This window comes from Streptomyces sp. NBC_00459 (assembly GCF_036013955.1).
In the GTDB taxonomy this organism is placed as follows: domain Bacteria; phylum Actinomycetota; class Actinomycetes; order Streptomycetales; family Streptomycetaceae; genus Streptomyces.
Genome location: NZ_CP107903.1, coordinates 6385300 through 6402984, shown reverse-complemented (window position 1 = coordinate 6402984; position 17685 = coordinate 6385300). Strand labels below are relative to the sequence as shown.

The window sequence follows — 17685 nt, the reverse complement described above, 5'->3', positions numbered from 1 at the left end:
GAGGCTTCTCATTGGCGAACCAACGCTATCCGCCAGGGCCTGGAGAGACCAGGTTGAAGCCTGTCAATCAGTGGGACGTACTTGCGCAAAGCGGCCAGTAGTTCCATCCCTTGGCCTGCAACAGTTACATAACGCGGCGGCCTGGTCACCGCAGAGCCTGTTGACCAGGCCGCTTAACGGTTGCACCGCAAAGGGGCGAAGGCCTGCCCCACCAGCCTTCGCCACCCGCTCGCCGACGGTCAGCTTGTTGACGCCGACGACCGCCGCATGCAGATTCACCGTGCCGTCCAACGCGCCAGCCAATCGGGGCCCTGCCCCTCACGCGCTTCCAGGTAGAGAAGTCCCCTCTTATCGAGGTGCCCAGCAACGGCCGGCCAGCCAGACTGTCGCCGTGCGGCACAACGAAGAGCAGCCATTGTCCGGTGGGAACATGAGCGCCGGTGTCGTTAGCGTCGGGGATACCGTTCGGCGGCCGGCGGGGCCGTGGACTCCAGCGGTGCATGCGCTGCTTGCCCATCTTCACAGGGTGGGCTTCCGGGCGGCTCCCCGTCCCCTTGGCATCGACGAGCAGGGGCGGGAGGTGCTGACCTTCGTGAGAGGCGAGGTGATCTGGCCCGACCGGTTCGCGCTGGTGGAGTCCTCCCAGGGGTTGGCTCGCCTGGCGCGGCTGGTCAGGGACTTCCACGATGCCGTGGACGGGTTCACGCCACCGTCCGACGCCCACTGGCAGGTGCTCATCCCCGCCGAGGGTGCCGACATCATCGCCCATCACGACTTGGCCCCGTGGAATCTCGTGGCCGATGGAGAGGACACCTGGGCCTTCATCGACTGGGACACGGCCGGCCCTGGTACTCGCCTGTGGGACGTCGCCTATGCGATGCGCGGCTTCATCCAGTTGTCCGCGCACCCGCATTGGCAACGTGCCGATGCCGACAGCCGCCTGCGTATCTTCGCCGACGCATATGGGCTCACGGAGAGCGAACGGCGTGAACTGGTACCCCTGTTGGGCCGCCGCACCCGAGCCATGCACGACTTCCTGCGTGAGCAGGCAGCCGAGGGCAACCAGCCATGGGCCAGGCTCTGGGCGGAGGGGCACGGCGACGCCTGGCGGAACGACGCCGAATACATCGAGCAACGCGAAGACCAGTGGTTGCGCGCCCTGCTCGCAGGCTGAGTTCGGCGCGGTCTGAGGCGGCGGGGGTGTGAGCCTGAGGGAGCTCCGCCTTCACTCCCCCTTCTGGAACGTCACCTCCACGCGCCGGTTCTTGCGCCGGCCCTGTTCCGAGGTGTTGTCGGCGATCGGGTAGTCCTCGCTGTAGCCCCGCACCTGGAAGGTGACGTCTGCGCCCAGGCCGGCGGCCAGTTCGTCGTGGACGACCTCCGCGCGGTTCTTGGAGAGGGTCAGGCCGTGGGCGTACGAGCCGAGGTTGTCGGTGAATCCGAAGACCCTGACGTTCGTGGCCTTCTGGGCCTTGATCTCGTCCGCGATCGCCTGGATACGGGAGCGGGCCTCCGGGTTCAGCTTCGAGCTGTTCTTCGGGAACAGGACCTCCGCCTGGAGCGCGAAGGTCACGCTCTCGCTCGTGTCCACCCGGCGTTCCTCGCCGCCCATATCCTCCACGACCGACATGATGTCGAGGACTTTGGACGGGGCGAGCGTGGCGCCGCCGGTCAGTTTCAGGCCGGGGCTGTTGGGGTCCACCTTTGGAGGTGGCGAGGTGGTGACCGTGCCCAGGAGGGAACTGGGGCCGTCGTCGTCCGCGGCGGCGGGTGTGCCCGTCAGGGAAAGGGTGGCCAGTACCGCCAGGGCCGTGAGAACGGTTGAAGTGAAGCGGCTGGTGACTGCCATGGTCACTCGCCCTCGGAGATTTCGATCGACGCCGGGGGCATCGTGCCGACTTGGAAGGTCACCTGGTTGGAACCCTCCGGAGGAGCGGGGAACTGGGCGAACCAGTCGGCCGCCTGTCCCGTGTCGACGCCTCCTCCCTCGAACTTCGTGCACAGGCAGCGCCCATCGGTGTCCCGAAGGACGAGGTACTTCTTCTTGGCCTTGCTGTCGACCAGCGACGCTCCGGCGAGAGAGGGGCCGTTCTTGATCAGCTCATTTTCGTCACCGAGCCAGTCCCCCGCGACCCAGAACTTCCCGCCGTTGTTGGTGACCGTGCCGTTCACCGTCACGAAGCCACCCTGATCACGAACTGCCGAGGTGACGGTGAGTGTGATGTCGCCGCTCTTCACTTCGGCCAGTGCGGGTTCGGCGGCAGGCGCCGAGGACTCCGTCTTCTCGTCTCCGCCACTCTGGGTTTGGCTGGGTGCCGATGAAGACGCCTTCTCGTCCGTCTTGCCGCCGTCTCCTCCCCCGCAACCCGCCACCATGAGGAGCAATCCGGTCGTGATCGCCACCGCGCCCACTGCCCTACGGCTCTTCATGGTGTGCCGAAACTTCATCGGTACGACTTCCTCTCACTGGACCAGATACACAGAGAACAGCTCAGACGCGTCGGGAAAGTCGCCTGGATTGAAATGACCGGGGTCGATGATCACAGTTTCGCCGTCACAGTCCAGCTCGAAGGGATCCAGGGGATCAACGGGGGGAATGCTCTCGCAGCGCGGCTTGATGACAGCGGTCGCGTGGGCCCTGCCATTCATGCTCTCGGTGCCTGGAATGATCGAGTTGCCGACGGTGTAGTTGGTCTGGATGTTGACCCGGAATCCGGGATATCCGTCCTGCACAACCTGCACGGCCTCGCCCTCAAGGACGGAGTCGTTGTCGGCTGCCAGTGCCTGCGCGGCGGCCTGGGCGCCATCGCCCACTGACTCGTCACCGTTCAGCCAGTCGAGCCAGTCATCGTCGTCCGCCTCGACGGCGGCGACCAAGCCGTCCACCAGTTCGTCCCGGGCGTCCTGCGCGGCCGCCAACGCCGCAGCGTCCGCCGCGGACTGGGCTCCATTGCGGACAGACGCTGCTTGCGCGAACACGAAGAAGGCGACGGCGGCGAAGAGCAGGATTCCCGTCAGCCAGATGTAGATCGGCAGGGTCTGCCCACGGTCGCCAAGAACTCGTGCGGCGGTCAGCCGCCGGTGACGCTGGTGACCGCAGTGCGAATCGCCCCCGAGATCAGGGTGCCCAGATTGAGACTCTTGATCAGCACGAAGATCCCGGCGACGATGATCATCAGGCCGGCATACTCCACGAACCCGGCTCCCCTGTCCCGCTCCCTGCCCTGCATCCGGGAAACGACAGTCCACGCCCACCTGTTGAACCTGTCCACTGCGCCTGCCCTTCCGCCGAACGTCAATACCGACCCGGCCACCGTACGTGAAAGCCGGTCTACTCCGCGTGGGTCCGGGGACCCAACTTCCCTCTGCGGTACGCCTCATCACAGCCACCCCTCCTGAGCCGTACCCAGCCACCGGGCGATCGCCTCGCTCCGTGTCGTACTCTGCAGCTTTGCGAAGATGCGGTTGATGTGGTTCTTGACTGTCTTCTCGCTGATGAAACAGGTGGCGGCGATCTGCTGGTTGTTCACCCCCGCTGCGATGAGATCCATGACCTCCACCTCCCTCAAGCTCAAACCGAAGTCCGGTCGGATGTGGTCGCGGGTGGCGAGTGTCGCCACACGGCCGAGCTGGGCCTCCCGAGCTTGCCACAAAGGTGCCATAAGCGGTTGCAAATGCGAAGAGCTTTCGTTCGGTTCGTAGGAAACGCCGAGCGAATCCACGACGTCCGGTCTCAGTACGGAGGCGTGCGGTGCCTTCGCCGCCCGTGCCATCACTCTCGCCCCCCTGCCTACCGCCCGTACGGCCTCCACCAGTTCCTCCGCCGTGAAACCCCCGTGGATCAGGTAGGCCGAAGCGCCTCTGCCCAGCGCCTGCCGCACAATCTCCGGCTCGCTGCTGTACGTCAGCATCATCACCGGGGCCAGCGAGACCAGTTGGGGAAGGGCCGTGAGGCCGTCCGTGCCGGGCATGCGTACGTCGAGCAACACCACGTCAGGGTGTACGCGCTCCGCCGCCGACACCGCCTCGGTGCCGTTCGACGCCTCCGCCACCACATCGATGTCCGGGTGGCCGCCCAGCAGTGCCGTCAGGCCTGCCCGTACGACGGGGTTGTCGTCCGCCACCAACACCCTTAGCGGGTGTGGCCATTCATCTCCGGGCATGCGATACGACCTCCTTCCGGGGCCGGGGCACGTAGTCGAGTCCGGGTGACCTCACGTCGACTCGGATCTCCGCGCCCCCTTCCTCCAGTCGGCCCAGGTGAATCACCGCACCCAGCGACCTCGCCCGTTCCACCATGCCCAGCATGCCGAAGTGGCCTGTTCTGGTGGTCGCTTCGAGGTTCAGTGGGGCGGGGAGGCCTACTCCGTCGTCTGTGATGCGGAGCATCAGGCCGTCCCCGGAGAGTTCCGCCTCCAGCGTCACGCTCGTCGCGTCCGCGTGCCTGCGCGTGTTCTCCAGGGCTTCCGACACGATCGCCAGAAGGTGGTGTGCCGTCCGGTGCGGGAGGGCGTCGAGCCTTCCTATGGGCGTCTTTAGACGCGTACGGATTCTCGTGCTCTGCTCGAACTCCGCCGCCTTCTGCGCCAGTTCGGCGACCAGATCTACGTCCGGTGCCGTCAGGTCCGTGTGGTGGCGCAGGTCGGCGAGGAGGTCGCGGGACTCCGTTGCCGCCCGGCGGGCCGCCGAGGCCACCAGCGCCGCGTGGCGCCGTACCGATTCCGGGTCCGGGTTCGCAGTACCGCCGTTCGCCGATGCCGAGAGGGCCTCTGCCGCCAACGACAGTCCGTGCAGGGTCTTGGTAACCGAGTCGTGCATCTCCCGTGCCAGGCGGGCCCGTTCCGACTCCACGGCCTCGGCCACCGCCAGACGGGAGTTCGCCTCCGCCAGTGCCTCGCTCGCCGTACCGAAGCGGAACATCAGGTTGCGCAAGGTGACGCCGATGATGCCGGCGCCGACGCAGAAGCCCGCTATGAGGAGTGTGCTGGTGCCTGTGCCCGGGCGGTGTTCCCAGGCTCGGTGGACCGTGAGGAGCACGACCAGTTGCAGGCCCGTGAAGACGCCTGAACCCTGCCAGCCGTAGAGGAGGCCGGCGAGGAGAGGGGTGCACACCGTGGCGTAGGCGAGGGGGGAGGCGGGGGACGCGGTCAGGAGGAGTATCCCCGCGAACATCAAGTCCGCTGCCATGAGGGTGGGATGAGCCAGGAGGCGGGGGGCCAGGCGGTCCCAGTCGCGGAACATGGCGTACGAGGCGGTGATGCCCAGGACCGCCGCCGCCAGTACCGCGTAACGCGGGGGTCCTTGCACGGTGTTGGTCATCGCGAAGGGGGTGCCGAGGGCCAGCATCGTCATGCGTACCGCGAACGCCTGGCGGCACAGGGCCTGGAGCGCGTTCAGTTGGAGGCGGATGGTGGCGGGGGCAGGGGCGTCGTCGGCCAGGTAGCCGGCGGTCGGGTCGTAGCCCCGGTTCCGTCCCCGGCCCTGTCCTTCCTCGGGTCGCCTTGTCCTCATGGCTCTCATCGGCCGCATCGCCCTCAAGATCCTCAAGGTCCTCAACGTCCCAGAATCGAGCCGAAGTTCGTACCCGAGCCGAGGAACATGCCCGTCGCGATGAGGATCATCGTCGCGGGGAGCATGAACACCAGGGTTACGAGGGTTGCCTTGGGGATGGTCTTCGCGGCGCGGCGGCGGGACTCCTGGGCGTCCGTGCGGCGCATGTCGGCGGCGATCTGGATCAGGGTCTCGGCGATCGGGGAGCCGAGTTCCTCGCCCTGCTGGAGCGCCGAGACGAACTGGGCCACCTGCTCACTGGAGTTGCGCTTGCGGAGCTGGTCGAAAGCCTGGCGACGGCTGACGCCCATGTCCATCTGGCGGAGTGTGATGCGGAGTTCGTCCGCCCAGGGACCCTCGTACTTCTCCGCCACCCGGTCCAGGGCCTGGCGGAAGCCCAGGCCCGCCGAGACCACGACCGCGAGCACGTCCAGGAAGTCGGGGAGGGTGCGGTCGATGACGTCCTTGCGTTCCCGTACCGCCTGCCAGATCGCGGCGTCCGCGGCTGTCACTCCGAAGGCGAACGTGATGACCGCGAGGACCAGGTTGCCGTTGGTGAGGAAGATCAGGCCGAGGAGGATGCCGAAGGTGAAGTAGACGGCTCGGCGGGCCGCGTAGCGGGTGATGGTCAGGCCACCGGGGTTGCCCGCCATGTCGATGCGCAGGCGTTTCGCGTCGACCCGGCGGGGGCCCATCAGGCGGAGGACGAGGGGTGCGAAGCGCATGCCCATGCGGTCCACCGCCGAGTCTGCCTTCGAGACCCGGGTGCCGCCCACCTCCAGGGCGAGGAGCATGTCGGACGGGAGTTTGGCGTCGGCTCGGATCATGCGGATGCCCAGCAGGGCGCCCGCGACGGCGATCGCCATCACCAAGGCCAGTAGCAGTGGCAGCATCCGGTCACTCACTCCCCTCAGACTTCGATCTTGCCCAGGCGGCGGATGACGAAGAAGCCGACCGTGTACAGGCCCAGGGAGAGGAGGATCAGGCCCTGGCCGAGGGCGGAGCCGGTCACCTTCTCCAACGCGCCCTCGTTCGAGGAGTTGATGAGGAGGAGCGAGCCGAGGCCCAGGCAAGGGACCGTGAAGGCCGTCGCGTTGACCTCCGACAGCATCGTGCGGACCTCGCGGCGCGTCTCCTTGCGGTCCTCCAGGGTCTGGGTGAGGTTGCGCAGGGAGCTGACCACCGAGCCGCCCGCCTTGTTCGCCAGAACCAACGTCGTGACCAGGACGACCAGTTCGCGGGACGGGAGGCGTTCCGCCAGCTCTCCCAGGGCGTCGTCGATCGTCCGGCCAAGGCTCAACTGGTCAGCCACCCGGGCAAGTTCCTCACCCGCCGGGGCCTCCAGCTCCTCCGCCGCCATCGCCAGTGACGTACGCAGGGCGAGGCCGGCCGCCGTGGCGTTGGCCAGCAGGCGGGCCACGTCCGGGAGTTGGTTGATGAACGCCTCGATACGTTTCTGGCGTTGCCAGTTGAGGAAGATCGCCGCACCCCAGACCGTCACCAGCGCGGCGATCGGGCCGAAGAAGGGCGCCAGTACGGCGGCTGCCAGCAGCCACAGCGCGACGCCGACACCGGTGACGTAAGTGAAGAACTCGCCGGCCGTCAGGTCCAGTCCGGTCGCCGAGAGGCGGAGGTGGATCGTACGGCCGAGGCGGGTGCGGCGCAGTCGGCGGTCGACGGCCGCGAACCGGCGTACGCGACCGGCCGCCGTACTCAGCGCGCCGCCCCCGGAGAGGCGGTCTTCGAGTGCCCGGCGCTGGGCGCGGCCGGTGGCGTACGTGTGCACGCCCGCCACGGCGAGCGTGCCGCAGAGCATCGTGGCGCCCAACGCCAGCGGGACCGAGTTGTTCATGGCTGCTCGCTCCGCACAGTCGTCCTCGTTGTCGTTCGCGTGGTCGTACGCGTAGGGGTCCGCGTGGTCGTACGTGTAGCCGTACGCACAGTGGTCCGCGGGTTCATCCGGGTCGTCATCCGATCGCCTGCCTTGTTTCCAGTACGTCGAGCACCTCGGCGACTCCGAACGCCGGCGGCAGCGATTCGTTCGCCAGGTACAGCTTCTCCACGACCGGGCGGGGCACCGGGAGGTGTTCGAAGTAGCCCTGGACGACACGGTCGGGGCCGGTCGGGCGCGAGACGTAGCGGGAGACCGTCGCGATGCGGAACTGTTCGCGGCCGTGGGACACCAACAGGGCGATCTCGGCGATCCGGCGGGTGCCGTCGACGTGGCGGGCGAGTTGGACGACCACGTCGACCGCCGAGTTGATCTGGTCCTTCAACGCCTCGAAGGGGATCATCACTTCGGACATCGAGCCCAGGGTCTGCAGGCGCATCAGCGCGTCCTCAGCCGAGTTGGCGTGGACGGTGGCCAGGGAACCGTCATGGCCCGTGGACATCGCCTGGAGCATGTCGAGGGTCTCGCCGCCTCGGACCTCACCGACGATGATGCGGTCGGGGCGCATGCGCAGGGAGTTGCGGACCAGGTCGCGGATGGTGATCTGGCCCTTGCCCTCCACGTTCGCCGGGCGCGATTCGAGGCGGATCACATGCTCCTGCTGGAGCTGGAGTTCGGCCGAGTCCTCGATGGTGATGATGCGTTCGTGGGAGGGGACCAGACCGGAGAGTGCGTTGAGGAGCGTCGTCTTGCCGGTGCCCGTGCCGCCGCTGACGATGACGTTGAAGCGGGCCCGGACGAACGCGGCGAGGAGCATCAGCATCTGCTCGTCCAGCGAACCGAGGCCGATCAACTCCGGGAGCGTGTAGGCGCGGGGGAAGCGGCGGATGGTGAGCGTCGGGCCGGTGAGGGAGAGTGGCGGGATGATGACGTTGACGCGTTCGCCGGTGGGCAGGCGGGCGTCGACCATCGGATTCGACTCGTCCACCCGCCTGTTGACCGTGGAGACGATCCGCTCGATGGTCTGCATCAGCTGCTCGCTCGACGCGAAGCGCATGGGGAGCTGTTCGACTCGGCCTGCCCGTTCCACGAAGATCGAGTCGGGGCCGTTGACCATGATCTCGGTGATCGACGCGTCGGCGAGGAGCGGTTCGAGGACGCCGAGGCCGAGGGCTTCGTCGACCACTCGCCGGATGAGCTGGGAGCGTTCGGCGGAGGAGAGGACCGGGCCCTCGCGGCTGATGATGTGGCCGAGGACGCGTTCCAGCCGGACACGGCGTTCCGCTGCCGCGAGGCTGGACATCTCGGCGAGGTCGATCTCTTCGAGGAGCTTGGCACGGTAGACGGCGACGAGATGGCCGTCCTCACGCGCGGTTCCGTTGCCGTTGGCGTTGTCGTCGGCGGAGGCTATGCGGGAGCGCAGGCTCATGGTCTCTGTCTCAACTCCTCTCAGGTCGGCTTGCGTTGATCGCTCGGTCGGTGGCTTCGGTCGGTGAACTCGGTCAGTGGATCAATCGGCGGGGCGGTCGGTCAGCCGTCTTCGTCGTTGGGCATGGTGGCGGAGCGTTGCACGTCCCACTCGTCGAAGAGCGGGATGATCGCGGGGACATGGACGGTCACGGTCGCGGTGGTCGTGTCGCCCGCGCCCAGAGGCGCGTCCACGTCCGGGTCGAGCCAGTCGCTGACGGAGGCGGCGCCCGCCGCCACCCCGTCGCCGTCGAGGGAGGCGGCCCGAGCTGCCGCGCGGGCTCCCGTACCGGCCTGGTTGATGCCGTAGCCGATCAGGCCGAGCTGGATGCAGGCCAGGCCGATGATGATGAGGATCGGGAGGAAACCGGTGAACTCCAGGATGGAGGAACCCCGGTCCCCGCCCTCCCGGACGCGGTTCGCGAGTCGGCCCCGAAGGCTCCTCGGCCTCGTCCTCATCAGTCCTCGTCCCCCTCCAGCGCCGCCCCCGCCTCGCCGTTCACCGTCCAGTTGACGTCGAACCCCGGGAAGAACAGGGGTACTTGGGCGCTGACGGTGGCCTTCATGACCGGCCCCTCGGGACCGCAGTTGATCGCGGCGCCGCTCCAGGCTCCGGGGAGGTGCTCGCCGCCCGCGCTCTCGCAGGCCCCCTCGTAGCCGCCGGGGTCGAGGGCGTACGCCGCCGTTGCCGCGCGGGCCGCCTCGTCCGCCGCGTTGCCGGCCAACGAGTACGTGTAGCCGTAGAGCACGCACTGCCACAGGATGCTCATCACGACGAGCAACAGCGGGAACATGCCCGCGAATTCGAGGGTCACGGCCCCTCGGTCACCGCGTTCGCCTCGTCGGCGCAGGCTCATCGCGCCCCGGTCCGACGACGAAGACGATGACTTACGTCGCTTGCCTCCGCCCCCTCCTTCCTGGACGACGACCAGCCCCAACTCTCCCGCCAGTGCCCACAGCGCCTGCTTGACCGTTGACCGCGCGTCCAGGTCCTGGAGGCGTCCCGCGTCCACAACGCCCTGAAGTTCCTTGAAGGCGGCGGGAATCGTCGCGCGGGCGACCTTGGTGCCGGTGACCTTCTCGACCAGCGAGGGCTGGATCTCCGTACCCTTGGACTGCCTGTTGACGACTGTCAACGTCTCTTCGGCCTTGCGGATCTGGAGGCGGTCCCAGAGACGAACCATGCGTTTGGCGGCGCGTACGGCGACGACGTCCGGGGTGACCAGGAGCAGGGCGTGGTCGGCCATCTCGACGGCGGCGGCCGTGGCCGAGTCCATCCGGGCGCCGCAGTCGACGACCACGACGTCGTGGCGGGAGCGCAGGGCGGCGACGACCTGGCGGGTCACCCTGTCGGTGACCTCCTCGCCGCGTTCGCCCTCGGAGGGGGCGAGGAGCAGGCCGATGCCGCTGTCGTGGGTGAAGACGGCGTCCTGGAGGACGCGCGGGTTGATGTCCGTGATGGCGGCCAGGTCGGCGATCGACCTGCGGAACTGGACGTCCAGGTAGGAGGCCACGTCCCCCGACTGGAGGTCCAGGTCGATAAGGGCGACGGTATGGCCCGACGCCCTTGCGGCGAGGGCGAGTTGGACGGCCGTGACAGTAGCGCCGACGCCACCCTTGGCACCGGTCACGGTGACGACCGTGCCACCGGGTCCGGCGTACAACTCCGGTGCGGTGCTACCGAGGTGGCGCCGCATGCCTGACGACCAGGCCGCCGCCGCCTGTACGCGCTCGGCCAAGGCTTCGTAACTGAGAGGCAGTTGGACGATACCCCGGGCGCCGGAGTCCATCGCGGCGGTGAGCACGCCGGTGCTGGGGTCGGCGGTGATGAGGACGACTCCGACGGCCGGGAAGCGCATCACCAGGTCGCGTACGAGGTCGAGGGCAGGGACGGGCCCTATCCGCTCGTGCACGAGGACGACTTCCGGCAGCTCGTCGAGGGACTCGGCGGCCAGCCGGGCCAGGGTGTCGAGCAGCGCTGTCGAGTCCGCGACGGGCGGGGCGGGTTCGGCGTCGGGGAGCCGGCTGAGGAGGGTGCTCAGAGCGCGGGCGGACTCGATGTCGGCGGTGGCGGCGAGGACGCGGATGGTCATCGGCGCGCCCTCGGCAGGCACACCTGCGACTGCGGCTGCGACCGGCGCTGGGGCTGCGGCTTCGTACGTACGGACCTCATGCCCGCCTCCTACTTGTCCTTGTCGAGGGTGTACGTACGGTCGGCGGCGCCGGGGACGGCCGTCAGTTCGCCGCCCGCGACCAGGGACAGGCGGACGTGTTCGGCGAACGACTCGGCGTACGCGACGCGTTGGGCGTCCGGCGTCTTGAGCGCGAAGGTGATCGGAACGGCCTCCGACGCCGTTCGCCGGCGATCGTCGCTCGACTGTCCCGGTTCGAGGGCGGTGAGCTTGCCGACGTCGATGACGCGCGCGTTCGTGACGAGCAGCTTGGCCTCGTCGACGCCCTTCTCGCTGTCCTTGGACTCGAAGGTGGCGTAGATGTTGACGAGCGACCCCGGGTTGATCTTTCCCGCCACACCTGTCGACGCGTCGATCAGGATCGCGATCTCCTGCTCACCGGCCTCCAGTTCGGGCCGGTCGACGATCATGTCGGTCTGCAGCAGGGAGCCCTTCTCCAGCCGGGTCACCGCGATCTTGCCGCGGATCTGGGAGACGCGTGTGACGGCGGTCTCCGACAGCCACCGCTTCGGCATGGAGATCTTCTCGAACTGGTCGGCCGTGAGCTCCCTGTAGGGCGCGATGTCGCTCTTGAGGCGGTACGCCGTCACCTCCGGGCCGACTTTGGAATTCACGTCGCGGATCACCGAGAGGACTCCGACGAAGGCGCCGATGGCGCACAGGGTCGAGAGGACCAGCAGGATGACGCCGCGGCGCTGGCGTGAGTTCATGACGCGGACAACCTCGATCGGGGGTGGGGACGGACACGTCTTCTACGTCTCTTACGTCGTACCTCGGGGCAGTGCTCGTACTGAGGTTCCTGATGGTCGTACTGGTGTTCCTGGTGCTTCTGTCGGGGTTCCTGCCCGCCCGAGGGCCGCGGGAAGCTCCGAAGCCGGGGCGAGTGGGGCCGCACAGAATCCGCAGCGGTCTCCGATGAGTTCGAGGCCGCACCAGTGGCACTCCTCGCGGCGTACGGAGGAGACCAGTTGATAGAGCACGGAGACGTCGTGCAGCCCGGCCGCGAACTCGACGATCTTCCCGGTCCCCCACCAACGGGCGGACTCCGCCGGCAGCGGAACGGGGGCAACTCCCTGGACGCGCCAGGCGGGTGCGAGGGTCGTGGTGACCCAGTCGGAGGGCGGCTGCCCCTGCGCGACGAGCAGCCGAGTCCCGAACTCGGGCCCGGCCAGCTCCTCCTGGCCCACCCGTACGAGCTGGGCTCGCGGATTGGCCAGTACGGCGAACTGCGCGCCCGGCACCCAGGACTTGGCGTGCGACTTGAGGGAGACGGGCACCCGGTCGAGCTTGGCGACGGAGCCGAGGTGAGCGCCGGCGTAGATGTAGTGCGCGAGCAGCCGCGCGGAGGAGGCGAGCACCCCCGGGCTGAAGTCGCACATGGAGAGCTGCCTCAACTGCTGGGCGAGCAGGGCGAGTCCGAGGGGTGGCAGATCGACCGCGAGCAGCGCGATGCGGTCGCTCTCCAGGACGGAACGCACGGTGTGCAGCCGCCGGGTGACGGCCGGGTCCGTGGACGCCGGGTAGAGGGCGATGACGTACCCGTGCTGTTCGATGAGCGTGTGCATCCCCATGAGGGCGCCGTCGAGGGTGTCGAGGGACGGGACAGCGGCTGGCGGGGTCTGCCGGTCATGCGGTGGGAGCACCAGGTCGGAACTGGTGACGGCTATCGCGGTCGGCACGCTGCACACCACCCCGTTCACTGCGACGGGGTGGTCGGCCACCGCCTCAGATCGCCCCTGTGACGTCCTCTTGCATCAGCACCTTATCCACGGCATGGCCCGCTCAACACTGAATCTTCTAGATCAACTAACGGAAGGTGGAGCTTGATCGACGGAGAGTGAGGCGAATATGCCACAAGTCGGGTGCCGGGGAGGGTAGTTGGCAGGAGCCACTTGCCGAAGGCGATGCGCCGTTCATGGGCAGGTCTGCCAAAATTCTTCACACCTTCGACAACTTCCCGCGTAAACCTCACCTCCGGAATTGTGGCCTCCATCACAGCACGAGCGGTTCGCGCCTGATCCACTGCCCGGATGCTGCTCAATGTGATACTCCGCGTCCTCCCGTTCTACATCCGCGAACCCCTGGTCGCCGCCATCTGCCTCACCCTCTCCGGCAGTTGCTTCTACTGGACCATCAAGGACGGAGGATGGGCCAGATTCGGCTTCGGCGTCGTGTTTCTCGGCATCGCAGGCCTCCGGTTGTTCATCCTCAGAGGGGAGTTGAGATCGCGGCGGGCGGCCAGGAGTGCCACCCAGGCTCCGACGGTTTCTCCGGCAGCCGACAGGGGCTGACGTCTCCTCCTTGTGGGGTTGGCTCCGCGACAACTGCACGGCTTGCACGGCCTGCACGGCCTGCACGGCAAACAGTCCGTTTCCGTTGACACCGTGCCCAACCCTCTGAATCTGGTGGAAACTTCGCGGCCCGACGGATACCGTCCGGCCCTTGTCAGCACGTCTGTCGTACGGGGGAGTTCGATGTGAAGTGCCGTTCTCTGTCCGCCGCTGCCGCACTCGCCATGGCAGGAGCCCTGGTCCTGACCGCCTGCACCGGCAGTGACGGCGAGCCCAATGACAATGGCAAGGCCGCCGGAGCCGGCACCGGCACCGGCACCGGGAGCGAGGCGTCGGCGTCGCCAAGCGCGAGGGCGAGTGCGAGTGCGAGTGCCACGGCGAGCGCGCCGACGTCCGTCGAGCGTCCGAGGATCGAGCTTCCGTCGGATGTCACTGACAAGTTCGAGAACTGGCAGGCCGGCGACGAGGCCAAGAACGCGGTCCTTGCGGACACCGCCCGGCGTATCGACGCGACGAACGACGCCATCCTGCGTGGCGACACGGGCGCTCGGAGCCTTTCCTTCTACTACCGGGGCAAGGCACTGAACGACGCGCTCAGGTGGGTGCAGGCGTACGTCGACGCCAACATGTCCTTCACCGGGACGACTCGCTACTACGCGCCTGAGGTTGCCTTGTCGGGCGAGTCGGAGGCGTCGGTCGTCTACTGCGCCGATGAGAGCAAGGGCTTCAACAAGGACCGGAAAACCAACAAGGTCGACCGCACGCCTTCGGACCAGAGCCCGTACGTGCTGTACAGCGCGCGCCTGCAGAAGAGCGGTCAGGGCGTGTGGCGGACCACCGGCCTGACCTCGAAGCGGGGGGACAAGGCATGCACCCCGTAAGCAGGTGGAGCAGAGTCGTGGTGCGTTGAGCGCAGTCACAGCGGGACGACTGCACCCAGGACACCGGCCCACTGAAACCATGGCCGCGCCTGTCCGGGGAGCGCGATACCGTACGGGCTTTGCCATCGCACCTGTTCCCACGGGGAGTTCACTGTGAAGCGCCACGCTCCGCCCACTGCTGCCGCATTCGTCGCGACGGCCGCAATGCTGATGTCCGCGTGTGGCGGCGGCGACGGTGAGACTGCGTCGTCGAACAGCGACAAGGGCTCGGTGGCCGAGCCTGTGGGTGAAGCGTCCGCATCGCACACGGCATCGACCGCCGATTCAGCCGGCTCCGCAGACCGGCCGAAGATCGAGCTGCCGTCCGATCTGACGTACACCTTCGAGTGGCCCAAGACGGGTGACGCCGGCAAGGACGCGGTACTGAGCGACAGCGAACAGTCCATCAAGGCAGTAGACCTCGCGATCGTGAACCAGAACGCCCTCGACAAGGCCTACCTCTACTACTACGAGGGCGAAGCCGCCGCCGGCACGGAGACGTTCATCCAGGCGTACGTTGACGCCAAGGCGCGGGTCACGGGTTCGTATCGCTTCTATGACGCGGTCGCCAACGTGAACGGGTCGAGCAACGCGTCGCTTGTGTACTGCGAGGACCAGAGCAAGGGGTACGACATGTATCTCAGCCCTGAGAAGGTCAACAAGACCGCAGTCACGAAGAACAGCTACGTCCGCTACAGCACCCAACTACGCAGGAACAACAAAGGTGTTTGGGCCGTCGAGAAGATCGCCTCCCAGCGGGGCAGCGCCAGATGCCAACCTTGAGGGCGAGCAAGGTGAACTGAGCGACGTCGGCAGCTCGTGTTCCCCGTTGCCATGGTGAAGCTTCTGTGAAGCTCTCGACAGCCTGGCGGAACCACCGGCCCCACCGATAGCGTCTTGGTTTTGCTAGCACATCTGTCTCACGGGGAGTCCACTGTGAAGCGCCGCTCTTTGCCCGTTGCTGCCGCGCTCGTCGCGTCCGCTGCCCTGCTGTTGACCGCCTGTGGCGGCGACGACAGCGGATCGAAGGACAACGACAAGATCGCCGGAGCCGATACCGGGAGCGAGACCTCGGCATCGCCGACAGCGTCCGCGTCGGACTCGGCCGCCTCCGCAGACCGGCCGAAGGTCGAACTACCGTCAGATGTCACACTCACGTTCACGCCAGAGCAGACCGGTGACGCCGTCAAGGACGCCGTCCTCAAGGACAACGCGGAGATGATTCGCGCACTCAACGCGGCCATCGTCGCCCAGAACCCTCGGCTTCCCGCCTTGGAGTTCTACACTGAGGGTGAAGGCGCGGTGGCTGCCGAAAAGTGGGTGAAGGCGTTCACCGACGTCGGGTGGACGGTCACCGGCACCGTGCGCTACTTCGATCGCCAGGTCACCGTCAGTTCCAAAGACAGCGCTTCGCTGAGTTACTGCGGGGATGAGAGCAAGGGCTTCAGCAAGGTCATCAAGACCAAAGAGGTCAAGAAGACAGCGCCGAACAAGGACAGCTACGTCGCCTACGGCGTCCAGGTACAGAAGAACAAGGCTGGCGTATGGGAACTCGTGAAGATCCAGTCCACTCGAGGAGTTGACAGGTGCCAGCCATGACCAGACTGCTTTCTATCGCCACGACCGTTCTGATCGCGGGAACAACGTGTCTGGTCGTGTCCCCCTCTGCCATGGCCTCCCAAGATCCTCCTGGTGCAGGAGCGTTCGGCAACGGCCCGAACACATCCGGCAACGCCTCCGGCGACACCCTCTCCGCGACCGCCGGCGCCGTCGTCTACGACCGTTCCAAGAACGGGTCCGGGCAGTCGGCCGGGCCCGTCGCCGCCTCAAGCGGCTGGACGCCGCCTGCTTGTTGGTATGCCCCGACGTACAGTCCCGAGGAGCTTCAGAAGGTCAAGGAGCCGGTGTGGGAGGCGGGGTCCACGGGGTACGAGTGGGATGCCGAGCAGCGGGAGAAGTACCTCAACGAGGACGACCACTCGAAGGACTTCAACAAGGACAAGACCGGCGAGGGTTATTGGTGGGGCTCGTACGTCAACAAGTCCTATCCGCCGGGCTGGGACTCCTGCAAGGAGGACTACTTCTGGGTCGACACCGGTGACGCTCCTCCCGCCGGCATCGACAACGTCATCACCCCCGAGATCCTCGCCGGACTCGCCTACAACGAGATCCGCGTCCCCTCCACCAAGGTCACCCTCGCCCCCGCCGGCCCCACCAAGGTGAACCTGCCCACCTGGGCCTGGCTGGACGCGGCGCAGTTCAAGCCCGTCTCCGTGACCGCGTCCGTACCGGTTCTGGCGATGGAGGCCACCACCGTCGCCGAGCCCGTGTCCTTGCGGATCGAGCCCGGTACCGCCGACGCGCAGGTCTACCCCGCCTCCGGTGTGTGCACCTTCGTCAACGGGCGTATCGGGGAGCCGTACGCCGCCGGGAAGGCCGGCCAGACCCCGCCCTGCGGTGTGAAGTACCTGCGCTCGTCCGGCGACGGGTCGTACCCGCTCCGCGCCACGATCACCTGGAAGATCCACTGGACCGGGACGGGTGTCAACAACCCGCAGGCCCTGCCCGACGGCGAGTTCGGGGCCGAGCAGGCCGTCGTCGTTCAGGAGATCCAGGCCGTCAACCGCTGAGCCGGGTCCCGGCAGTGGCCCGTACCCGTTCCGCGCCACACTGTTCGCGGGACGACCGCAAGCCCTGGGAGGGGGCGGCGCATCGCCGTCCCCTCCCCCTCTGAAACATTTCCCCCTCCCCACCGCGTCAATGAGGTGAGTACAGTCCACGCGCCCACGACCTGAGCGCGGCACAGGCAACAGGGGGAACGTATGAGAAAGGTCCGCGCGGACGAGTACGCGGAGTTCGCGGTGGCGCGGGCGGGGCATCTGTACCGCTCCGCGTGTCTGCTCACCGCCGGGGACACGTACCTCGCCGAGGACCTGGTGCAGGAGACGCTCGGGCGGTTGTACGTCAACTGGGGGCGCGTCTCCCGGGCCAACAACCCCGCGGGGTATGCACAGACCGTGCTCACCCGCACCTTTCTGACGCACCAGCGGCGACGCAGCAGTACCGAGCGGGCCACCGACGTGCTGCCCGAGATGCCCGCACCCTCCGCCGGAACCGACGTGACCATGCGGCTCACCCTCGTCGAGGCACTCGCCCAACTCCCGCCCAAGGACCGGGCGGTGGTCGTCCTGCGCTACTGGGAGGACCGTTCCATCGAGGAGACGGCGGGTGCGATGAACGTCAGCTCGGCCGCCGTACGCACCCGATGCGTCCGCGCACTCGCCCGGCTGCGCACCCTCCTCGGCGAGGAACTCGGGGAGTACGCGGTCCGCTGACGTCCGTCTCCCTTCTCCCACCCCCCTTCCCTCGCTCAT

Annotated in this window: 20 protein-coding genes; 7 read left to right on the top strand and 13 right to left on the bottom strand. The window is 67.5% G+C overall.

The genetic code is table 11. The features are described 5' to 3' along the window. Positions 1 to 391: 391 nt before the first annotated feature. Complete coding sequence (locus OHN74_RS28340; RefSeq protein ID WP_327697406.1) at positions 392 to 1174, top strand: phosphotransferase enzyme family protein; 783 nt, start codon at positions 392 to 394, stop codon at positions 1172 to 1174. 51 nt (positions 1175 to 1225) lie between these two features. Here OHN74_RS28340 and OHN74_RS28335 read toward each other — a convergent pair whose 3' ends face one another. The 13 genes from OHN74_RS28335 to OHN74_RS28275 all read right to left on the bottom strand — a co-directional run bounded on the left by OHN74_RS28335 (position 1226) and on the right by OHN74_RS28275 (position 12779). After that, complete coding sequence (locus OHN74_RS28335; RefSeq protein WP_327697405.1) at positions 1226 to 1849, bottom strand: OmpA family protein; 624 nt, start codon at positions 1847 to 1849, stop codon at positions 1226 to 1228. A gap of 2 nt (positions 1850 to 1851) precedes the next feature. After that, on the bottom strand, positions 1852 to 2448 hold the full coding sequence (locus OHN74_RS28330; protein ID WP_327697404.1) for a hypothetical protein: 597 nt from the start codon (positions 2446 to 2448) through the stop codon (positions 1852 to 1854). A 15-nt stretch (positions 2449 to 2463) separates the two neighbouring features. After that, the gene (locus OHN74_RS28325; protein ID WP_327700313.1) at positions 2464 to 3036 is read right to left on the bottom strand and encodes a pilus assembly protein TadG-related protein; all 573 of its coding nucleotides are present in this window, start codon (positions 3034 to 3036) and stop codon (positions 2464 to 2466) included. A 35-nt stretch (positions 3037 to 3071) separates the two neighbouring features. Next, positions 3072 to 3194 (bottom strand): hypothetical protein, encoded by a 123-nt coding sequence (locus tag OHN74_RS28320; protein WP_275406657.1) that lies wholly within the window; start codon positions 3192 to 3194, stop codon positions 3072 to 3074. 186 nt (positions 3195 to 3380) lie between these two features. After that, positions 3381 to 4163 (bottom strand): response regulator transcription factor, encoded by a 783-nt coding sequence (locus OHN74_RS28315; protein WP_327697403.1) that lies wholly within the window; start codon positions 4161 to 4163, stop codon positions 3381 to 3383. Beyond that, the gene (locus OHN74_RS28310) at positions 4150 to 5511 is read right to left on the bottom strand and encodes a sensor histidine kinase (RefSeq protein ID WP_327697402.1); all 1362 of its coding nucleotides are present in this window, start codon (positions 5509 to 5511) and stop codon (positions 4150 to 4152) included. The genes OHN74_RS28315 and OHN74_RS28310 overlap by 14 nt, the downstream gene beginning before the upstream one ends. Positions 5512 to 5552: 41 nt before the next feature. Then, on the bottom strand, positions 5553 to 6443 hold the full coding sequence (locus OHN74_RS28305; RefSeq protein WP_327697401.1) for a DUF5936 domain-containing protein: 891 nt from the start codon (positions 6441 to 6443) through the stop codon (positions 5553 to 5555). Positions 6444 to 6460: 17 nt separating this feature from the next. Then, positions 6461 to 7402, bottom strand: coding sequence for a type II secretion system F family protein (locus OHN74_RS28300; RefSeq protein WP_327697400.1), 942 nt, complete (start codon positions 7400 to 7402; stop codon positions 6461 to 6463). Between the two features lie 115 nt (positions 7403 to 7517). Beyond that, positions 7518 to 8870 (bottom strand): CpaF family protein, encoded by a 1353-nt coding sequence (locus OHN74_RS28295; protein WP_327697399.1) that lies wholly within the window; start codon positions 8868 to 8870, stop codon positions 7518 to 7520. Positions 8871 to 8971: 101 nt separating this feature from the next. Beyond that, positions 8972 to 9367, bottom strand: a complete 396-nt coding sequence (locus OHN74_RS28290) for a TadE/TadG family type IV pilus assembly protein (protein ID WP_327697398.1) — start codon at positions 9365 to 9367, stop codon at positions 8972 to 8974. Continuing rightward, positions 9367 to 11001 carry an AAA family ATPase gene (locus OHN74_RS28285; protein ID WP_327697397.1) on the bottom strand — a complete coding sequence of 545 codons (1635 nt, stop codon included), beginning with the start codon at positions 10999 to 11001 and terminating at the stop codon, positions 9367 to 9369. The genes OHN74_RS28290 and OHN74_RS28285 overlap by 1 nt, the downstream gene beginning before the upstream one ends. A gap of 89 nt (positions 11002 to 11090) precedes the next feature. Continuing rightward, positions 11091 to 11810 carry a Flp pilus assembly protein CpaB gene (gene cpaB, locus OHN74_RS28280; protein WP_327697396.1) on the bottom strand — a complete coding sequence of 240 codons (720 nt, stop codon included), beginning with the start codon at positions 11808 to 11810 and terminating at the stop codon, positions 11091 to 11093. 51 nt (positions 11811 to 11861) lie between these two features. Next, entirely contained in the window at positions 11862 to 12779 is a 918-nt protein-coding gene (locus OHN74_RS28275; protein WP_327697395.1) for a hypothetical protein, read from the bottom strand. A gap of 351 nt (positions 12780 to 13130) precedes the next feature. Here OHN74_RS28275 and OHN74_RS28270 point away from each other — a divergent pair, with 351 nt between their 5' ends. The 6 genes from OHN74_RS28270 (at position 13131) to OHN74_RS28245 (ending at position 17646) form a co-directional block, all read left to right on the top strand. Then, positions 13131 to 13391: a hypothetical protein gene (locus tag OHN74_RS28270; RefSeq protein WP_327697394.1), complete on the top strand. Its 261-nt coding sequence runs from the start codon at positions 13131 to 13133 to the stop codon at positions 13389 to 13391. Positions 13392 to 13576: 185 nt separating this feature from the next. Next, positions 13577 to 14272 carry a hypothetical protein gene (locus OHN74_RS28265; protein ID WP_327697393.1) on the top strand — a complete coding sequence of 232 codons (696 nt, stop codon included), beginning with the start codon at positions 13577 to 13579 and terminating at the stop codon, positions 14270 to 14272. A gap of 153 nt (positions 14273 to 14425) precedes the next feature. Further along, positions 14426 to 15094, top strand: coding sequence for a hypothetical protein (locus OHN74_RS28260; protein WP_327697392.1), 669 nt, complete (start codon positions 14426 to 14428; stop codon positions 15092 to 15094). Between the two features lie 153 nt (positions 15095 to 15247). Further along, positions 15248 to 15910, top strand: coding sequence for a hypothetical protein (locus OHN74_RS28255; RefSeq protein ID WP_327697391.1), 663 nt, complete (start codon positions 15248 to 15250; stop codon positions 15908 to 15910). Continuing rightward, on the top strand, positions 15898 to 16941 hold the full coding sequence (locus OHN74_RS28250; protein WP_443060463.1) for a hypothetical protein: 1044 nt from the start codon (positions 15898 to 15900) through the stop codon (positions 16939 to 16941). Before OHN74_RS28255 ends, OHN74_RS28250 begins: the two co-directional genes overlap by 13 nt. 192 nt (positions 16942 to 17133) lie before the next feature. Next, positions 17134 to 17646, top strand: a complete 513-nt coding sequence (locus OHN74_RS28245; protein ID WP_327697390.1) for a SigE family RNA polymerase sigma factor — start codon at positions 17134 to 17136, stop codon at positions 17644 to 17646. Positions 17647 to 17685: the final 39 nt, after the last annotated feature.

Coding starts and splice junctions, on each gene's coding strand:
- OHN74_RS28315 (WP_327697403.1), bottom strand. CDS start 4,163: ATGCCCGGAGATGAATGGCCACACCCGCTAAGGGTGTTGGTGGCGGAC.
- cpaB (WP_327697396.1), bottom strand. CDS start 11,810: ATGAACTCACGCCAGCGCCGCGGCGTCATCCTGCTGGTCCTCTCGACC.
- OHN74_RS28270 (WP_327697394.1), top strand. CDS start 13,131: ATGCTGCTCAATGTGATACTCCGCGTCCTCCCGTTCTACATCCGCGAA.
- OHN74_RS28295 (WP_327697399.1), bottom strand. CDS start 8,870: ATGAGCCTGCGCTCCCGCATAGCCTCCGCCGACGACAACGCCAACGGC.
- OHN74_RS28285 (WP_327697397.1), bottom strand. CDS start 11,001: ATGACCATCCGCGTCCTCGCCGCCACCGCCGACATCGAGTCCGCCCGC.
- OHN74_RS28300 (WP_327697400.1), bottom strand. CDS start 7,402: ATGAACAACTCGGTCCCGCTGGCGTTGGGCGCCACGATGCTCTGCGGC.
- OHN74_RS28290 (WP_327697398.1), bottom strand. CDS start 9,367: ATGAGGACGAGGCCGAGGAGCCTTCGGGGCCGACTCGCGAACCGCGTC.
- OHN74_RS28335 (WP_327697405.1), bottom strand. CDS start 1,849: ATGGCAGTCACCAGCCGCTTCACTTCAACCGTTCTCACGGCCCTGGCG.
- OHN74_RS28310 (WP_327697402.1), bottom strand. CDS start 5,511: ATGAGGACAAGGCGACCCGAGGAAGGACAGGGCCGGGGACGGAACCGG.
- OHN74_RS28245 (WP_327697390.1), top strand. CDS start 17,134: ATGAGAAAGGTCCGCGCGGACGAGTACGCGGAGTTCGCGGTGGCGCGG.
- OHN74_RS28330 (WP_327697404.1), bottom strand. CDS start 2,448: ATGAAGTTTCGGCACACCATGAAGAGCCGTAGGGCAGTGGGCGCGGTG.
- OHN74_RS28305 (WP_327697401.1), bottom strand. CDS start 6,443: ATGCTGCCACTGCTACTGGCCTTGGTGATGGCGATCGCCGTCGCGGGC.